17 protein-coding genes are annotated in these 17,496 nt (G+C 52.3%); 14 read left to right on the top strand and 3 right to left on the bottom strand.

The window, feature by feature from the left end:
• The first annotated feature begins 12 nt into the window (after window positions 1–12).
• Complete coding sequence (gene mdh / locus ACSFXJ_RS17970) at window positions 13–954, top strand: malate dehydrogenase (RefSeq protein ID WP_435921787.1); 942 nt, start codon at window positions 13–15, stop codon at window positions 952–954.
• 132 nt (window positions 955–1,086) lie between these two features.
• The gene (locus tag ACSFXJ_RS17965) at window positions 1,087–1,512 is read left to right on the top strand and encodes a hypothetical protein (protein WP_435921786.1); all 426 of its coding nucleotides are present in this window, start codon (window positions 1,087–1,089) and stop codon (window positions 1,510–1,512) included.
• 63 nt (window positions 1,513–1,575) lie between these two features.
• On the opposite strand, the gene ACSFXJ_RS17960 is transcribed toward ACSFXJ_RS17965, so the two are convergent.
• Window positions 1,576–1,926 (bottom strand): helix-turn-helix domain-containing protein, encoded by a 351-nt coding sequence (locus ACSFXJ_RS17960; RefSeq protein ID WP_435921785.1) that lies wholly within the window; start codon window positions 1,924–1,926, stop codon window positions 1,576–1,578.
• A 180-nt stretch (window positions 1,927–2,106) separates the two neighbouring features.
• On the opposite strand from ACSFXJ_RS17960, the gene ACSFXJ_RS17955 reads away from it, so the two are divergent.
• On the top strand, window positions 2,107–2,946 hold the full coding sequence (locus ACSFXJ_RS17955; protein ID WP_435921784.1) for a glycosyltransferase family 2 protein: 840 nt from the start codon (window positions 2,107–2,109) through the stop codon (window positions 2,944–2,946).
• A gap of 129 nt (window positions 2,947–3,075) precedes the next feature.
• Window positions 3,076–3,942, top strand: a complete 867-nt coding sequence (locus ACSFXJ_RS17950; RefSeq protein WP_435921783.1) for an SDR family oxidoreductase — start codon at window positions 3,076–3,078, stop codon at window positions 3,940–3,942.
• An 84-nt stretch (window positions 3,943–4,026) separates the two neighbouring features.
• On the opposite strand, the gene yfbR is transcribed toward ACSFXJ_RS17950, so the two are convergent.
• Window positions 4,027–4,629, bottom strand: coding sequence for a 5'-deoxynucleotidase (yfbR, locus tag ACSFXJ_RS17945; protein ID WP_435921782.1), 603 nt, complete (start codon window positions 4,627–4,629; stop codon window positions 4,027–4,029).
• Between the two features lie 167 nt (window positions 4,630–4,796).
• Here yfbR and ACSFXJ_RS17940 point away from each other — a divergent pair, with 167 nt between their 5' ends.
• From ACSFXJ_RS17940 to ACSFXJ_RS17895, 10 genes are all read left to right on the top strand, one after another.
• Complete coding sequence (locus tag ACSFXJ_RS17940; RefSeq protein WP_435921781.1) at window positions 4,797–6,341, top strand: fumarate hydratase; 1,545 nt, start codon at window positions 4,797–4,799, stop codon at window positions 6,339–6,341.
• 1 nt (window position 6,342) lies between these two features.
• Complete coding sequence (gene pnpS / locus ACSFXJ_RS17935) at window positions 6,343–8,133, top strand: two-component system histidine kinase PnpS (protein ID WP_435921780.1); 1,791 nt, start codon at window positions 6,343–6,345, stop codon at window positions 8,131–8,133.
• A gap of 94 nt (window positions 8,134–8,227) precedes the next feature.
• On the top strand, window positions 8,228–8,953 hold the full coding sequence (locus ACSFXJ_RS17930; protein ID WP_435921779.1) for a response regulator transcription factor: 726 nt from the start codon (window positions 8,228–8,230) through the stop codon (window positions 8,951–8,953).
• 114 nt (window positions 8,954–9,067) lie between these two features.
• The gene (locus tag ACSFXJ_RS17925) at window positions 9,068–10,165 is read left to right on the top strand and encodes a methyl-accepting chemotaxis protein (protein WP_435921778.1); all 1,098 of its coding nucleotides are present in this window, start codon (window positions 9,068–9,070) and stop codon (window positions 10,163–10,165) included.
• Window positions 10,166–10,282: 117 nt separating this feature from the next.
• Window positions 10,283–11,038 (top strand): phosphate ABC transporter ATP-binding protein PstB, encoded by a 756-nt coding sequence (gene pstB, locus ACSFXJ_RS17920; RefSeq protein ID WP_435921777.1) that lies wholly within the window; start codon window positions 10,283–10,285, stop codon window positions 11,036–11,038.
• Window positions 11,039–11,057: 19 nt separating this feature from the next.
• The gene (gene phoU, locus ACSFXJ_RS17915; protein WP_435921776.1) at window positions 11,058–11,717 is read left to right on the top strand and encodes a phosphate signaling complex protein PhoU; all 660 of its coding nucleotides are present in this window, start codon (window positions 11,058–11,060) and stop codon (window positions 11,715–11,717) included.
• 115 nt (window positions 11,718–11,832) lie between these two features.
• Window positions 11,833–14,490 (top strand): DNA polymerase I, encoded by a 2,658-nt coding sequence (gene polA, locus ACSFXJ_RS17910; protein ID WP_435921775.1) that lies wholly within the window; start codon window positions 11,833–11,835, stop codon window positions 14,488–14,490.
• A 602-nt stretch (window positions 14,491–15,092) separates the two neighbouring features.
• Window positions 15,093–15,968, top strand: a complete 876-nt coding sequence (gene mutM, locus ACSFXJ_RS17905; RefSeq protein WP_435921774.1) for a DNA-formamidopyrimidine glycosylase — start codon at window positions 15,093–15,095, stop codon at window positions 15,966–15,968.
• Window positions 15,965–16,561, top strand: a complete 597-nt coding sequence (coaE, locus tag ACSFXJ_RS17900; RefSeq protein WP_435921773.1) for a dephospho-CoA kinase — start codon at window positions 15,965–15,967, stop codon at window positions 16,559–16,561. The genes mutM and coaE overlap by 4 nt, the downstream gene beginning before the upstream one ends.
• A complete protein-coding gene (locus ACSFXJ_RS17895; protein WP_435921772.1) occupies window positions 16,558–17,121 on the top strand; it encodes a lytic transglycosylase domain-containing protein in 564 nt (187 codons plus the stop codon). Before coaE ends, ACSFXJ_RS17895 begins: the two co-directional genes overlap by 4 nt.
• A gap of 75 nt (window positions 17,122–17,196) precedes the next feature.
• On the opposite strand, the gene ACSFXJ_RS17890 is transcribed toward ACSFXJ_RS17895, so the two are convergent.
• Complete coding sequence (locus ACSFXJ_RS17890) at window positions 17,197–17,418, bottom strand: small, acid-soluble spore protein, alpha/beta type (RefSeq protein WP_435921771.1); 222 nt, start codon at window positions 17,416–17,418, stop codon at window positions 17,197–17,199.
• Between the last annotated feature and the right edge of the window lie 78 nt (window positions 17,419–17,496).

The raw sequence follows: 17,496 nt of genomic DNA, 5'->3' as shown, positions 1-17,496 counted from the left end.
GGCTTGACGGACGTGGCCATTCAACGCAAAAAAATTACCGTTGTCGGCGCCGGCTTTACCGGAGCGACGACCGCTCTGATGCTTGCGCAAAAGGAGCTCGGGGATGTCGTCCTGCTGGATATTCCCCAGCTTGAGAACCCGACAAAGGGGAAGGCGCTCGACATGCTCGAAGCGAGCCCTGTTCAAGGATTTGACAGCAGCATCGTCGGCACCTCGTCCTACGAGGATGCGGCCGGCTCCGACATCGTTATCATTACGGCAGGCATTGCCCGCAAGCCGGGCATGAGCCGGGATGATCTTGTGAATACCAATGCGGGAATCGTCACTTCGGTTTGCGAAAACGTGAAGAAATATTGCCCGGATTCGATCGTGATCATTTTGAGCAATCCGGTGGATGCAATGACTTATGCGGCATACCAAGCGCTGGGCTTTCCGAAAAATCGCGTGATCGGCCAATCTGGCGTGCTCGATACGGCGCGTTACTGTACGTTCATTGCGCAGGAGCTCCATGTTTCCGTGGAAGACGTTCGCGGATTCGTGCTCGGCGGACACGGGGACGACATGGTCCCGCTCGTTCGCTACTCCAGCGTCGGCGGCATTCCGATCGAAACGCTGCTTTCTGCGGAACGCATCGAAGCGATCGTGCAACGTACGCGCGTCGGAGGCGGAGAAATCGTGAGCTTGCTCGGAACCGGCAGCGCTTATTATGCGCCGGCCGCATCGCTGGTGCAAATGACGGAAGCGATTTTGAAGGACAAGAAGCGGATTTTGCCGGTGATTACCCTGCTTGAAGGGGAATACGGCTATGACGGATTGTTCATGGGCGTGCCTGTTATTTTGGGCGGCAACGGAATCGAGAAAGTATTCGAGCTGGAGCTGACAGCCGATGAAAAAGAGGCGCTGGATAAGTCGGCGGCATCGGTACGCAACGTGATTTCGATCGTTCGCGGCTAATTGTGTCCGGATTGTGAAGTGAGACAATCCCCGGAACCCTCCCCTGTGGAGGGTTCCTTTCTTTTATTGGCAACAATCGGTATAATAGATTGTAATTAATCTAATTGACGATGAAAGGCGGTTGTGATAGGAATGTTTGGTGCTATGTTGTTCCTGCATATCGTGGGAGCGCTGTCTCTCGGGTTTTATCTGGTATTGCCGATCGTGTTCTCCAAAGTGGGCAAACTGTCGCCGGCAGCCCAGGAAGGGACGGTATCTGCCGTAAAAACGTTAAATACTTACGCTCAAATCGGCCTGATTGTCCAATTGCTGACTGGCGGTTATTTGATGAGCAAAGGAGAATACTCCGTACCGTGGATGATCGTGATCGTCGTGCTGTTCCTGGCCATCGGGGCGTTCAGCGGAATCATGGGCAAGCCGCTTCGTGAAACGCTTGAAGCGATCCGGACCAATAAAGGGAACCAGCAGGCTGCGGGGAAACTCCGTACGTTCAGCACGTTGCTTTGCGTTTGCGTACTGCTGATCTCTTTCTTCATGGTGTATAACCAAATTATTTAATTTATGAAAAGTACATAATAGAGGCCTGCCGTTCATCGGCAGGCCTCTATTTTATAAAGATATTTATTCGTTATGTTTGCCTTGATCCAGATCGTCAAGGTGGGCAAACATCAATTTCAATACATCCAGCGCAAGCTGCTTTTCCTTTGCGGTTCGGCCCGTCATAATTTGCCGGAGTCGATTCATAAATTGGTCATCGCTGATTTCGATGGAATCATGCAGCAGATAGTCCACCGTCACGCCGAGCTGGTTAGCCAATTTGACGAGCGTTTCCAGGGACAGGCTGCGCTCGCCCCGCTCGATTTGACCTATGTATGCATCGGAAACCTCGATTTTTTCGGCAAGCTTCTCTTGGGTCAAATTCATTTTGTGCCGCTCCTGCCGCAGTCTTCTGCCTAAAGCGTCGTAGTCCATATAACCCCTCCTGTAATTACCATAGTGAGATTGAGAGGCAAATATAATAAACTAACAGTTTTGTTTTTGTTTACTATTAGCATGAATTGGGTTATTATGGAATATAAAGAACGATATTATTTCAACTCTATCAGACCGCTTGAATATACGATATTATTTCCGATTTCAAGGAGAATTATCATGTCTTTCCATCCATCTGTTTCCATTATTTTTGTCGTGAAGAACGGCGGTATCGACCTCTACACCACGTTGGAATCGCTAAAGGTGTCCCGGACAAGGGTTGCTTATGAGGTGATTATCGTTAATGAAGGTTCGGTTGACGGATGCTGCGATTTTTTGATGAATTATAATTTTCGGCGTCCGATCAAGCTGCTCAAAGGAGAGGCCGGCCTGCCTTCACGCAATGTGGCCGCTGCGCATGCTTCCGGAGACTATTTGATATTTTGCAGTCCGCGTTTGTATTTCGAGGATGATTGGATCGAGTCGTTGCTGGAGCCGGTGGTTCGGACGGATGCGGATTTCGCATCGCCGGAGCTCACGGTACGGGAAGCCTCGGTGGTAAGGCCGCGCTTGAACGATCAAGGAGCCATCTTAAAGTCGATCGGTTCTTACCCTTGGACCGGAGAAGACCGTAGGGAACTGGCCTGGCTGTCTTCGGAATGCTTTGCGGTTCGCCGGAACCGATTCGGGGAGCTTGGGGGCATGGAAGAAGGGTTTCATAGCAAGGAGATGGAGACGGCCGAGCTTTCGCTTCGGGTTTGGCTGCTTGGCGGCAGCTGCAGATTGGTTTCGCAGGTGAGCCTGACTCAGGTGCTTAGGCATAATTATCCCGCCGATGACAGTTGGAGGAAGTGGGAGGATGACTTGAGGAGAATCGCCATGCTTCATTTTCATGAAGGGCTCGGCCAACCGACTTTCGATCATCCGGAGGATCTGGCCACCGTGTCCAGAGAAAAGTATATATCCAAGCGAATTCGCGACGAAGCCGCGTTTTTCCGCCACTTCAACATTTCGGTATAGCGGAAAACTGTTTGGTGCAGGGCTTCCGGTGGTAAGTTAGTTCTTGACGGCATAAGCTTCAGCTTGCAAGCCTATCCTAACAATGGCAGGCAAACTTTGGACTAATGGACAACGGAAGGAGAGTGCACCATGTCAGGAAGCGGACAGACAAAACAGACATTGCCACCCCAGCACCAAAATCAGCAGCCGGGAATCGAGTCGGAGATGCATCCTCGCCCGGAATATGAGGGCACTTATTTGCCCGCGGGCAAACTGCGCAACAAAGTCGCTTTAATTACCGGAGCCGACAGCGGCATCGGCCGTGCGGTCGCCGTAGCGTATGCCAAGGAAGGCGCGGATATCGCGATCGTCTACTTGAACGAACACGACGATGCGAATAAGACAAAGGCCGAAATCGAGCAGGAAGGCCGCAAATGCGTGCTTATCCCTGGAGATGTCGGAGACGAGTCGTTTGCTCAGCAGGCCGTCAAACAAACGGTCGACTCGCTCGGCGGGCTCGATATATTGATCAATAATGCGGCGGAACAGCATCCTCAGCAAGGGATCGAGGATATCACGACAGAGCAGCTGGAGAAAACGTTCCGTACCAATATTTTTTCGATGTTTCATTTCGTGAAAGCGGCCCTGCCTCACATGAAAAAAGGCAGCGCGATCATCAACACGGCTTCGGTGACCGCTTATAAAGGGAATCCGATGCTGATCGATTACTCGTCGACCAAGGGAGCGATCGTCAGCTTTACGCGCGCCCTATCGATGAACATTGTTGGCAAAGGCATACGCGTCAATGCCGTGGCTCCGGGACCGATCTGGACGCCGCTGATTCCGTCGACGTTCAACGAGGAGCAGGTCGCAAAGTTCGGCGGAAACACGCCGATGAAGCGTCCGGGACAACCGGAGGAACTGGCTCCGGCCTACGTGTACCTCGGTTCGGACGACTCTTCGTACATGAGCGGACAAGTGCTGCATATCAACGGCGGAGAAATCGTAAACGGATAAGGAAAGTCAGCCTTTTTTAAAGATGGAAGCCTCCCGAATCCGGCTTTATTCCGGGTTCAGGAGGCTTCCTGCGTTTTCGGGGAATCAGTTTTCCGACATTTCATCGAGGGTCATTTCGAAGCTTGGCGCAAAATGCTCCAGAAAGTAGTCCACTTCCCGCAAATCCAAACGCCCCAATTTGTCCAAAAGCTGCTGTTTTGCAACGGCGAATTCCCGGTTTCCGGCCGCCATCTCCCATGCGCATTTCAAATAAGCGTCCAGGCTGTCGGCAGCCTTCACCAGTTTCAGAAGCTCGGCATCTTTTCCGGTTCCGGAAGGATCGCCAGGAGAAAGCAAAGCTGTGTAGGTCGGCTGCAAAAATTCCGGGATCATCGACACGAGCCGCTCGGCGGCGATTTCCTCCATTTCCCGGAAATTGGACAGCAGCCGCGGATTGTGATGCTTGACCGGGGTGGGGATATCGCCGGTGAACACTTCGGTCGCATCATGGAACAAGGCGAGCGTTGCGGCGCGTTCCGCATTCAGACTGCGGCCGAACATGCCGTTGCCGATTTCGCACAGCAAATGGGCCAGCAGGGCCACGTGATAGGAATGCTCCGCTACGTTTTCGCCCGCGGTGCTCCGCATCAGGCTCCAACGCTTGATAGAACGCAGGCGGTACATATAAGCGGAAAAATGGTAGCTCATCCGTGATAAACCTCTCTTTTTGAAGTGTTAATTTTGTATATTTCTTCAACCTCGGATTATGTACTATGTTATTATAAAACTAATGAAGTAGATAAGGCTATCCGCAATCCAACGTACGATACACAGCATTTCAACGTATTCGAAGACGAGAGAGGGGTACTTGAAGCATGCAGCATTTTGAAGAAAGCGTATACCAATTAATTGTGGAAACTTCGACGAATTTGCCAGGCGATGTGCGCCGGGCGGTTAACCGGGGACGTGCCCTGGAAAACAAGGCCACCCGGGCCGGCTTGGCGCTGTCGACGATTACCCGGAACATCAACATGGCCGAGGAACAAGTCTCGCCGATCTGTCAGGATACCGGCATGCCGACGTTTATCGTGCATACTCCAGTCGGCGTTAACCAGATTGAGCTCAAGAAAGCGATTAAAGCGGCGATCCAACGCGCGACGAAGGAAGGCAAGCTGCGGCCCAATTCGGTCGACTCGCTGACCGGCGAGAACAGCGGCGATAATCTCGGCGCGGGAACCCCGGTGATCCATTTTGAACAGTGGGAAGAAGATTACATCGATATGAGGCTGATCCTAAAGGGCGGCGGGTGTGAAAATAAAAATATCCAGTACAGCCTTCCGGCCGAACTGGAAGGACTGGGACGCGCAGGACGGGATTTGGACGGCATCCGCAAATGCATCTTGCATGCGGTGTATCAGGCACAGGGGCAAGGCTGCAGCGCCGGCTTCATCGGCGTCGGCATCGGCGGGGACCGTACCACCGGTTATGAGCTGGCCAAGCAGCAGTTGTTCCGCCCGGTGGACGACGTGAATCCGAACCCGGATCTCGACAAGCTGGAACGCTATATTCTGGAGACGGCCAACCAGCTCGGCATCGGTACGATGGGCTTCGGCGGCGAAGTTACGCTGCTCGGATGCAAAATCGGCACGGCGAACCGTTTGCCGGCAAGCTTTTTCGTGTCGGTGGCGTACAACTGTTGGGCATTCCGTCGTCAAGGCGTCAAGCTCGACGCCGTGACCGGGGAGAATCTGGGCTGGCTGTATCCTTCCGGCAGCGAAGTGGCGATGGATGAGCTTGCGGACGATGCGGAAACCGCGGCAGCCGGAACACCGTCCAAGGGACGCGAAATCGTGCTGCAAACGCCGATTTCGGAAGAGCAGATCCGCAGCCTGCGCGTTGGCGACGTGGTCATCATTCAAGGCGAGATGCACACCGGACGCGATGCGCTGCACAAATACCTGATGGATCATGACGCTCCGGTCGACTTGAACGGCGCGGTCATTTACCATTGCGGGCCCGTGATGCTGAAGGACGAGGACGGCTGGCACGTGAAAGCGGCCGGGCCGACGACGAGTATCCGTGAGGAACCTTATCAGGGGGACATCATCAAGAAATTCGGCATTCGCGCGGTCATCGGCAAGGGCGGCATGGGACCGAAGACGCTTGCCGCTTTGAAGGAACATGGCGGCGTGTATTTGAACGCCATCGGGGGAGCTGCCCAATACTACGCGGAATGCATCCAAAAGGTAAACGGGGTCGATTTCATGGAATTCGGCATTCCTGAGGCGATGTGGCATCTTGAGGTTGAGGGATTTGCGGCAATCGTAACGATGGATTCCCATGGTGAAAGTTTGCATGCAGGCGTTGAAAAAGCGTCCCTGGAAAAGCTGTCGGCTTTTAAAGAAGCGGTGTTCAAATAGGATGAAAACGTTCCGCACCCGTTTGATCCTGATCCTGATGTGCCTGATCGGGGTCTCCATGCTCGCGGCCGGCCTGACCATGGCGCAAGTGTTCAAGGATTCCCACATCCGCGCCCTGGAAGAAAATATGTCCCGGGAAATAGATTTGCTGGAGAGTACGTTTGCTTTTATTCCCACGGACAGTGCCGAAGCGGCAGATTATTATACGGCAAAAGCCAGGGAGCTCGAGAAGCTGACGGACTCCAGGATCACGTTTATCGATCTGGACGGCACGGTCATCGGCGATTCGGAAATGCTGCCGACCGAGATGGATAATCATAAAGGCCGCGAGGAAATCCGGTCGGCGGGCGAAGATGCCGTCGGCAGCGCCATCCGTTATAGCGATACGATCGGCCAGGATATGCTTTATGTGGCCCGCCATGTCACATCGGATGACGGATTCGACGGATTTATCCGGCTGTCGATGAGCCTCGAGGCCGTCGGTAAAGAGTTGAATAAAGGCTGGTACCTGATGGCGGGCAGCCTGCTGATTCTGTTTATGGCCGCGGCGCTGGTCAGCTACCGGGTTGCCGGGGGGCTGACCAGACCGCTGGAGCACATCACCAGGGTGGCAAACCGGATCTCTGGGCTGGATTACGATGCCCGGGTCAATCTGGACCGGCGCGACGAGATCGGGCAATTGGGCCAGGCGATCAACGGGATGGCCGACAGCCTGCAGCAGCAGCTTAAAGTGATCCATGACAATGAGGATTTGATGCAGAGCGTGCTTGCGAATATGACCGGCGGCATTTTGATGGTGGATTGCTATGGCAACGTGGCCTTGATCAACCGTGAAGCCGAACGGATTCTGCATATCCGCGGCGATCAGATTTTAGGCAGATCATACCAGGATCTGAAGCGTAACTATGAGTTCATGAAGTTTATGGAGCAAGGTATCGATAGCAAGGAACTCCTTCGCGAAGAACGGACGGTGTACGACCCGGAGGAACGGATTCTGCAATTCGACGGGGTTCCGATGTTCGAAGATGACGGAAGCTATCGGGGGATGCTGTTTCTCCTTCAGGACGTGACGGACATCCGGCGGCTCGAAAAAATGCGAAGCGAATTTGTTGCCAATGTTTCCCACGAGCTGAAAACCCCGATTGCCGCGGTAAAAGGGTTTGCCGAAACGCTCTTGTCCGGGGGTGTCGAGGACCGGGAGACGGAGCGGTCGTTTTTGCAAATTATCCATGATGAAGGGGAACGGTTAAACCGGCTTATCGGCGATATTTTGGAACTGTCCAAGATCGAATCGAAGCGCGTTCCGCTGGAATATGCCCCCGTTCACCTGAAGGAGCTTTTTGACGGCATTTTTGAAATGCTTCGGCCTTCCGCGGCCAAAAAGTCGATAACGCTGGTTCAGGACATTCCGGAACATCTGTTTATTGAAGGCGATGAAGACCGGCTGACCCAAATTTTCATGAACCTGCTTTCGAATGCGATCAGTTATACGTTGGAGGGCGGAAGGGTCAAGATTGACCTAGAGGTCATCGGCGACGATGTCGAAGGGGAAAAAGTTCGCGTTACGGTCAACGACACGGGAATCGGAATTCCGAAAAAGGATTTGCCGCGGATTTTCGAACGGTTTTATCGCGTCGACAAGGCGAGATCCCGCAGCTCCGGCGGAACCGGGTTAGGATTGTCCATCGTCAAGCATCTCGTTGAGGTTCATCACGGCACGATCCGCGTCGAGAGTAAAGTCGGGGAAGGTTCCTCCTTTATCGTGGAATTGCCGGTCATGCAGCACTTTTAATATTTTTACACCCCGTTAACATTTCCGTGTTATGCTTGGCTTGTTTGATGAGAAAGTTTACTGACAGGCAACATTTGAAAAAATGGGGGTTATTATGACGCAGCGACTATTGGTAATTGAAGATGAACCGACGCTTTCAAGGCTGTTGTCTTACAATCTGACGAGCGAGGGGTACCAGGTGGTCGTAGCCGAGCACGGTCAAACCGGATTCGATACGGCGATGCAGCAGGAATTCGATTTGATTTTGCTGGACCTGATGCTTCCAGGCATGAACGGATTTGAAATCATGTCCAAGCTGCGTGGGGAAGGCGTGAAAACTCCGATTATCATCTTGACGGCCAAAAATGCGGAAGAAGAGGTTGTCGAAGGACTGAAATCCGGAGCGGACGATTATATTACCAAACCTTTTGGCGTTGCCGAGCTGCTTGCCCGGGTAGCGGCCGTACTCCGGCGCTCCAACGGACAAGAGGATCGGGAGACGGTTCCGGCGCATACGGAAGCCCAGATTACGCTTGGACCATTGACGGTTTACCCGGAAAAATACGAAGTTACGCTGAACGGAGAACAGATTACCTTAAGACCTAAGGAATTTGAAGTGCTGCTTTATTTGGCGCGTAAGCCCGGGGTCGTCATGACCCGGGACGATTTGATGAACGCGGTTTGGGGATTCGATTATATCGGCGGCCAGCGAACGGTCGACGTTCATGTCAGCTCCCTCCGCAAAAAGCTGGAGCTCGATCCGGGCTCTGTTTATATCGATTCGATTCGCGGCGTAGGATACAAGCTCGTTGTCAACAAGAAAAAAACAGTCCATCATTAATTCGAATGATGGGCTGTTTTTAATTTACATAGGACTTTAGTCCTGAAAACACTCCCATTACACTTTTAGGATATCATTTTGACAAAATCGTCTTATGATATGGGAGTGGTCGAGATGAGTCATCAGGCAGTTCTTGAACGGAGTGTCGAAAGCAGGGCGGAGGCGGCCGAGTATTGCCGCAGCGTCCCGGTCATCGGGACAAGGCAATCATGTCTTGAGGTCCTGCGCATGTTTCAAGCGGATCCGGAATTTCCCTGCATCGTCATCGGCGAAGCGGGCCGGCCGGTCGGCCTGATCATGCGCGATACGTTCTATCGCCATTTGGCGGGCCGGTTTGCGGCGGATTTGTTCTATGAACGTCCGGCACTGGAATTTGCCGAGCGGGCCCCCCTCGTATTCGAGTTGTCCGTTCCGGCGGCGGATTTGCTGGATGCGGCCTTGAACCGGGAGGGCATTCAATTTTACGATTGTCTGATTATTACGCAGCATGGCATGGTTCAAGGGGTTTTGACCGTTCAGGATCTGATGGCGTTGTCCAGAGCATTGCAGCGGAAAGCGGAAGAAGCCCGCAGAGCGGCGGTCGCGGAAAGCCGAAGCCGGGTGATGGAAATCGAAACATCGGTCGAAGCGGCTTCGGAGGCGTCCAAGCGCAGCCTGACGGAATCCGGAAGGATGACCGGTCTCGCTTCCGCGGGCAGGGAGGAATTGGAAACGGTCAAGGCTTCATTCGACAGAGTGGTTGCCATGACCGGGTCGCAAGCCAAGCAGGTTACCGAGCTTACCGAACGTGCGGAGGATATTTCCAGGGTTGCCGCCCGGATCCGGATGCTTGCGGATCAAAGCGGGATGCTGGCGATGAACGCTTCCATCGAGGCGGCGCACGCCGGGGAGCATGGCCGGGGATTTGCGGTCGTGGCCGCAGAAGTGCGGAAGCTGGCGATGCAGACGAAGCGGATGTCCGACGAGATCGATCAATCCGTTAAGCTCATTGCCGGGCTGGTAAACCAAACGGCGGACACCGCGGTTTCCACGGTCCGGGAAATGGAGGACAGCCAGAAAAGGGTGAACAAAGCCGGGGAAACCTTCGAATTATTGGTGGAATCCGCGTATCAGACGGAAATGCGGGGAAGGGAAGTCGTGATCTCCGCGGAAGCCGCGGCCAAGACCACCGGCCTGGTCAGGGAGGAATTAAGCAGGCTTTCCGCCAACTAATACGGGGTAATTTTTACATTGCGTTAACAATTAAGCTCATTCTTTTTTACATAGAAAGGGTAAAATCGTCATGTACCTATTTGCCTAACATTAAGTCTTGCTGGTGGGAGATATGACATGACATCTATTATTCATATTGAGAAATTGAATTTGTACTACGACCAGTTTCATGCTCTAAAGAGTGTATCGCTCGACATTCCGGAAAAAGCGATCACTGCGTTTATCGGCCCGTCCGGGTGCGGAAAATCGACGCTGCTCAGAACGCTGAACCGGATGAACGATATGATTCCAGCCACTCGCATCGAAGGTTCGGTAAAAATTTCCGGGACGGAAATCTATGGCGGGGACGTTCAGGTTGAAACGCTGCGCAAGCAGGTCGGTATGGTATTCCAGCAGCCCAATCCTTTTCCGAAATCGATCTATGACAATGTAGCCTACGGTCCGAGATTGCATGGGACGAAAAATAAAGCCGAACTGGACGAAATCGTGGAGATGAGCCTTCGGCAGGCGGTGCTTTGGGACGAGGTCAAGGATTTCCTGAAGCGTTCCGCCCTGAGCTTGTCGGGAGGACAGCAGCAGCGGTTGTGCATCGCCCGCGCCATCGCGGTTCAGCCGCAAATTTTGTTGATGGATGAAGCCACGTCCGCTTTGGATCCCATCTCCACTTTAAAAATTGAAGAACTCGTTCAGGAATTGAAAAAGAAGTATACGCTCGTTATGGTTACGCATAACATGCATCAGGCGGCGCGAATTTCGGATCGGACCGTCTTTTTTTTGAACGGGGAAATCGTGGAAGCGGACGATACGAGAACATTGTTCTCTACACCGCGGGATTCCCGCACCGAAGACTATATTTCCGGCCGTTTCGGTTAATAGGAGGAGGCAGCTTAAGATGATTCAAAGAAAAGAGTTTGACCAGAACCTTGAGGATTTGCGTCAATTGCTCCGGCAAATGGGTGAGCATGTGGAGAATGCGCTGAAGGAATCGATCGCCGTGCTTCAGGCTTTGGATGTCCAAAAAGCCAAGGAAATCGTGGCGAGAGACATCCTCCTGAACCAGATGGAGGAGCAGGTCATGGAGATCGGCTCGAGACTGATTGTGACCCAGCAGCCGGTTGCCAAAGATTTGCGCCGCATCATCGTTGCCTTCAAAATCTCGAGCGACTTGGAACGAATGGGCGACTTGGCGATCGATATTGCCAAGGTGACGATGCGCCTCGAAGGCCAAACCTTGATCAAGCCCCTTGTCGATATTCCGAAAATGGCGGAACTCGTCGTTACGATGGTGCAGGAGTCGCTCCAGTCCTATCTTGATGAAAATACGGATTTGGCTTACAAAATGGCCAAGGACGATGATGAAGTCGACCATTTGTACAGCCAGATCATTCGCGATTTGTATGCGCATATGGCGGGTCATCCCGAATCGCTGCAGCAGGCCATGCTCTTGACTTTGGTCGGCCGGTACATCGAACGGATCGCCGACCATGCGACGAATATCGGGGAAAGCGCCGTTTATCTCGTTACCGGACATCGTCCGGATTTGAACCAGTAGGAGTTATAGTGAAGAACACTCGAAGACGCCGGAATATCCGGCGTTTTTATTTTTTTATAATAGGCCCCCATGTGTTAGAATAGGGGAAGGAGTATGCTGAAGGACGAGGTGTCATATGGAAAAATTGATTCTTATTGATGGCAATAGCGTGATTTACCGCGCTTTTTTTGCGATGCCGCCGCTGACGAATTCCAGCGGTCTGCACACGAACGCCGTCTACGGATTTACGAATATGCTGCTGCGTCTGATCCAGGAGGAGAAGCCGACCCATATTTTGGTCGCTTTCGACGCAGGGAAGGAAACGTTTCGCCATGAAGGTTATCAGGAATACAAGGGCGGCCGGGAGAAGACTCCGCAGGAGTTGACCGAGCAATTTCCGCTGATGCGCGAGCTGCTCGAAAGCTTCGGCATTGCCTGGTTTGAACTGCCCGGTTACGAGGCGGATGACATCATCGGTACGATCAGCAGACAAGGAGAAGAATCCGGACGCGAAGTGCTTGTCGTAACAGGAGACAAGGACATGCTTCAGGTCGTCAGCGATAAGGTTACCGTCGCCCTGACACGGAAAGGGATCAGTGAAGTCGAGCCCTACGGTCCGGATGAAATCAAGGAGAAATACGGGCTTACCCCTCTGCAAATCATCGATTTGAAGGGGTTGATGGGCGACGCCTCCGATAACATTCCGGGGGTGCCCGGTGTCGGCGAAAAGACGGCCCTGAAGCTTCTTCACCAGTTCGGTTCCGTGGAGGAAGTGCTGGCTCATACGGACGAGCTGAAAGGGAAGATGAAAGAAAATCTGGTGAATCATGCCGAGGATGCCCGGATGAGCAAACGGCTTGCGACGATCTTCCGCGAGGTCCCTGTCGAGCGTTCCTGGGAGGATATGAACTTCAGCGGCATCCGTGAAGCAACGGCGGTGCCGATGCTTCGCAAGCTGGAATTCAAATCCCTGCTTGAGCGTTTGTCCTTCACGGGCGAAGCCGGGGGAGAGGAAGTTTCGGAAGAACCGGCCGCGGAGGTGGAAGTCACCGTCGTGGATGCCGCCGCCATGCCGGAGCTTATCGGGCTTTTACCCCAAATGGAAGTATTGTACGTGGAGTCGGCCGGAGAAAATCCGCATCATGCTAACCTCATGGGCTTGGTATTATCGACAAAAGAGCGTCACTTTTATATATCCCCCGAGTTTTTGAAGAGTGCGGAGGCCGAACCGATTACCGAGTGGCTCGGCAACGATAAGGTAGCCAAACGGGGGTATGATTTGCACCGGACCGATCTCGTTCTTCATTGGCACGGAATCGCATTCGCCGGCGCGGACTTTGACGTTCATCTTGCCGCGTACTTGCTGGATCCGACGGAAAGCGATCAGACCGTGAGCGCGCTCGTCGCCAAATACGGCTTGCCCCGCCTGGCATCCGATGAGGATGTTTACGGGAAAGGCGCAAAGTTCAAAGTTCCCGATGAAGCCACGTTGAGTCATCATCTTGCCCGTAAGAGCGAGGCGATGATGAAGCTGATTCCGATTCAACAGGCGGAGCTGGAAAAGAACGAGATGAAATCTCTTTTCTATGATTTGGAGATGCCGTTGTCCCGGATACTGGCCGACATGGAGAAGCAAGGGATTGCGGTCAACCGTGATGACCTGGTCGAACTGGGCAAGGAATTCGAAACGCAGATCAACAAGCTTGTGTCGCATATTTACGAAATCGCCGGGCAGGAATTCAATCTGAATTCGCCGAAGCAGCTCGGGGAAATTTTGTTCGACAAACTGGGCCTCCCCGTCATCAAAAAGACGAAGACCGGTTACTCGACGGACGCCGAGGTGCTGGAAAAGCTCGCGCCTTACAATGAAATCGTCCAGCATATCCTGGAGTACCGCCAGTTGGCCAAGCTTCAATCGACGTATGTGGAAGGATTGCTGAAGGAAATCAACGGAGATACCGGCAAGGTTCATACGTATTTCCGCCAGACGATCGCGGCCACCGGCAGACTCAGCAGCCAGTTCCCGAACCTGCAGAACATCCCGATCCGTATGGAGGAAGGCCGGAAGATCCGGAAAGTTTTCGTACCTTCCGAGGAAGGCTGGTTTATTTTAGGTGCCGACTATTCCCAGATCGAGCTTCGCGTGCTTGCGCATATTTCGGGGGATCACGGCCTGCAGGAAGCATTTTTGCACGATATGGACATTCATACGAAGACGGCGATGGACGTGTTCGGCGTTCCGGCGGATCAAGTGGATGCCAACATGCGCCGTTCCGCCAAGGCGGTCAATTTCGGCATCGTTTACGGGATCAGCGATTACGGCTTGTCCCAAAACCTGAACATTACCCGAAAAGAAGCGGCACGGTTTATCGACCAGTATTTCGACGCTTTCGAAGGGGTTCGCAAATACATGGACGATATCGTGCGCGACGCCAAGCGTGACGGTTACGTGAAGACGCTGCTGGAGCGCAGACGGTATTTGCCGGAAATCAACGCCTCCAACTTTAATCTCCGCTCTTTTGCGGAGAGAACGGCGATGAATACGCCGATCCAGGGCACCGCGGCGGATATTATCAAGCTCGCGATGGTGCGGATGGACGAGGCGCTTCGGAGCCATGGCTTGAAGAGCCGCATGCTTTTGCAGGTGCATGACGAACTTGTTTTCGAAGTGCCGCCGGAGGAGCTTGAGATCATGTCCAAGCTGGTGCCGGAGACCATGGAAAAGGCGCTCTCGCTTTCGGTACCGTTGAAGGCGGAAGTAAGCAGCGGCTCCAACTGGTACGAAGCCAAGTAGGTAGAGGAAATTTAAAAATCGAATTTTGAAGATATAAGACTGAATAGGCATCCGTGTGGGGCTTCCTTATATCGCAAGAAAAACTACCGCTGAACGCGGTCTGTCTGCTTAGAATTTACATCGACAATTGTTTTTCTTATCACGAAGTAACTCACGAAGCATATTCGGCGTCGAATCTTGAATTCAGACGGGCCTTCCGGTGCTCACGTAGGTTTGCCTACGCTCCGCTCCTCAGTCCCGTCTTCATCCAACCTTCTCGGTGCTGAAAATCCGATTTTTAAATCTTGATTGAAGCTTATAATTTCAAAACATATTTTGAAGATATAAGACTGAATAGGCAAGGCGCTACGAACGGCAAGATACCGATGACATGGAAAAGTTAGCTGGAAATTCTCCCGCTATTTTTGAAGATTTAGCATGATCATTCGAAATAGAGGGAAAAGTTCCTGTTAAAAGGCGAGTTTTGAGGAGTTAAGCGTGTTTTCAGCGGAATTAACGGGAGGATTTCCCTTTAATATTGGATTTCGACGATTTCCTGCGAAATTAGAGGGAAGTTTTCCGGTTAATCAGTGTAATTAAGATAAAATCGAGGTGAAACACCCATGCCGGAATTACCGGAGGTAGAGACGGTCAGACGAACATTGACCGGGTTAATTGTCGGCAAAACGATTCAATCGGTAACGGTATCGCTGGCGCGGATTATTCAACGGCCTGACGATATCAGACGGTTCGAAATGGAACTTGCGGGTCACCGCATTTTAGAAGTCGGCCGCAGGGGCAAGTTTCTGCGGATTATTATGGACGGAATTGTATTGGTCTCCCATCTGCGGATGGAAGGGCGATACGGACTGTACCAAAGCGGCGATCCCGTTGAAAAGCACACGCATGTCATTTTTCATTTTACGGACGGGACGGAACTGCGGTATAAGGACGTTCGCCAGTTCGGAACGATGCATTTATTTCTTCCCGGGGAAGAATTTATTTATAAACCGCTGGTCAAACTGGGACTGGAGCCGTTGGACGAATCATTTACGCCGGAGGCATTCCGGAAAGCGATCGCCAAGCGGACGACGAAAATCAAACCCGCGCTGCTCAACCAGGAATATGTTGTTGGACTAGGGAATATTTATGTGGATGAAGCGCTGTTCCGCGCGGGGATTCATCCCGAGCGGACGGCGAACACGCTCTCTTCCGAGGAGCTGGACAGGCTCTATGATGCGATTCTGGCTACTCTCCGCGAAGCGGTGGAAGCCGGGGGCTCATCCATAAAGTCCTACGTTAACGGTCAGGGAGAAATGGGAATGTTTCAGCATTCGCTCAAAGTTTACGGACGTGAGGGAGAGCCCTGCCTCAATTGCGGACAACCTTTGGTGAAGACGGTGGTTGGGGGGCGGGGAACGCATTTTTGTTCGGGCTGCCAGCCTTCGGCTCCGTCCAAATCAGCGAACCGCAAATCCGGAAATGGAGTGAGACGATGAATATCGGGTTAACCGGAGGAATTGCAACCGGTAAAAGCACGGTATCACAAATGTTGGTGAAGCGGGGGGCCGCTTTGATCGACGCAGACGTTATTGCCAGGGAAATCATGGAGCCCGGTCATCCCGTACTTGCCAAGGTAGCCGAGCATTTTGGACAGACCGTACTGCTCCCGGACGGACAGCTTAACCGCAAAAAATTGGGCGCCATCGTGTTCTCCGATCCGGGCGAACGAAAAGCGCTGGAAGCGATCACGCATCCGGCGATTCGCCAGGAGATGAAACGGCGGATGTCCGAACTGGAAGCGGCAAACCCCCACCGGCTCGTCGTTGCGGATATTCCATTGTTATATGAGTCGGGGCTGGAAGTGCTTTATGACGAGATTATGGTGGTTTATGTTCCGCGAAACTTGCAGCTTAAGCGATTGATGGAAAGGGACGACCTGTCCCTCGAAGAAGCTGAAGCAAGGCTTCGGGCGCAAATGGACATCGAAATGAAAAGAGAGAAGGCGGATATTTTGATTGATAACAGTCTGGGAAGGGAAGAAACAGAACTTCAAATAGACGACTTCTGGCGCAGTAAAGGTTTAGCATGAGGTGGCTCAGGAAAAAAAGGGTGCTGCTTCTGCTGCTCCTCGGATTTATCGTTTTCCTATTTTTTAATTCCGCATGGCTCACACTGATTTATCCGATTTATTATAAAGAAGAAATCCGGCTGCATGCCCGGAATAATGATTTGGACCCGTTTATGGTAGCGGCGATTATCAAGGTGGAGTCTAAATATAATTCGGAGGCCGAATCAAGAAAAGGTGCTCTAGGCATTATGCAGATCATGCCCGATACGGCAAAGTGGATTGTTGAAAAGGCTAAAATGGAAGATGTGCCCCTAGATCGTTTAAAAGTGGAACCCGCTGTGAATATTCAGATCGGAACATGGTATTTAAAGTGGCTTTCCGAGCAATTCGACGGAAATATGATTAAAGTAATCGCCGCTTATAACGCAGGACCGACCAATGTGAAAAATTGGATCAATAGCGGACGTTGGGACGGCCGGCTTGAGACCGCCGAAGATATTCCCTTCGTTGAAACAAGGCATTATGTACAGCGGGTGTCCCATTATTATAAGCAGTACTCCAATATTTATGAGGATTTCTAGCGGGAGTTGGCGGCCAACAAAAGGGGAAGCATAAACAGCAGCGCTGTCTATGCTTCCCCGTGTCCGCCGGTTTGATTATTGGAATTGACCTGCGAGCTGTTGCTCGGCCAGAGTCACCAAACGTTTGGTAATGAAACCACCGATCGAACCGTTTTCGTAAGAAGTCAGGTTACCTGCATATCCGTCTTGAGGGAAATTAATACCAAGCTCTTGGGCTACTTCGAATTTCATTTGTTCCAGAGCACCAGAGGCTTGTCTAACCACCAGGTTATTCGAAGAGTTGTTGTTTTGGGCCATGATGTTCACCTCCTTGCGGTTGGTAACAGTATTATGCTCGATGAAGTGAAAGTTCATTACCTCTTTTTAAAGAGAATT

The sequence above is a fragment of the Paenibacillus salivarius genome, from assembly GCF_051307165.1.
Taxonomy (GTDB): domain Bacteria; phylum Bacillota; class Bacilli; order Paenibacillales; family Paenibacillaceae; genus Fontibacillus.
The sequence above is the reverse complement of the archived record's forward strand: the minus strand, read 5'-3'. Positions and strand labels throughout refer to the sequence as shown.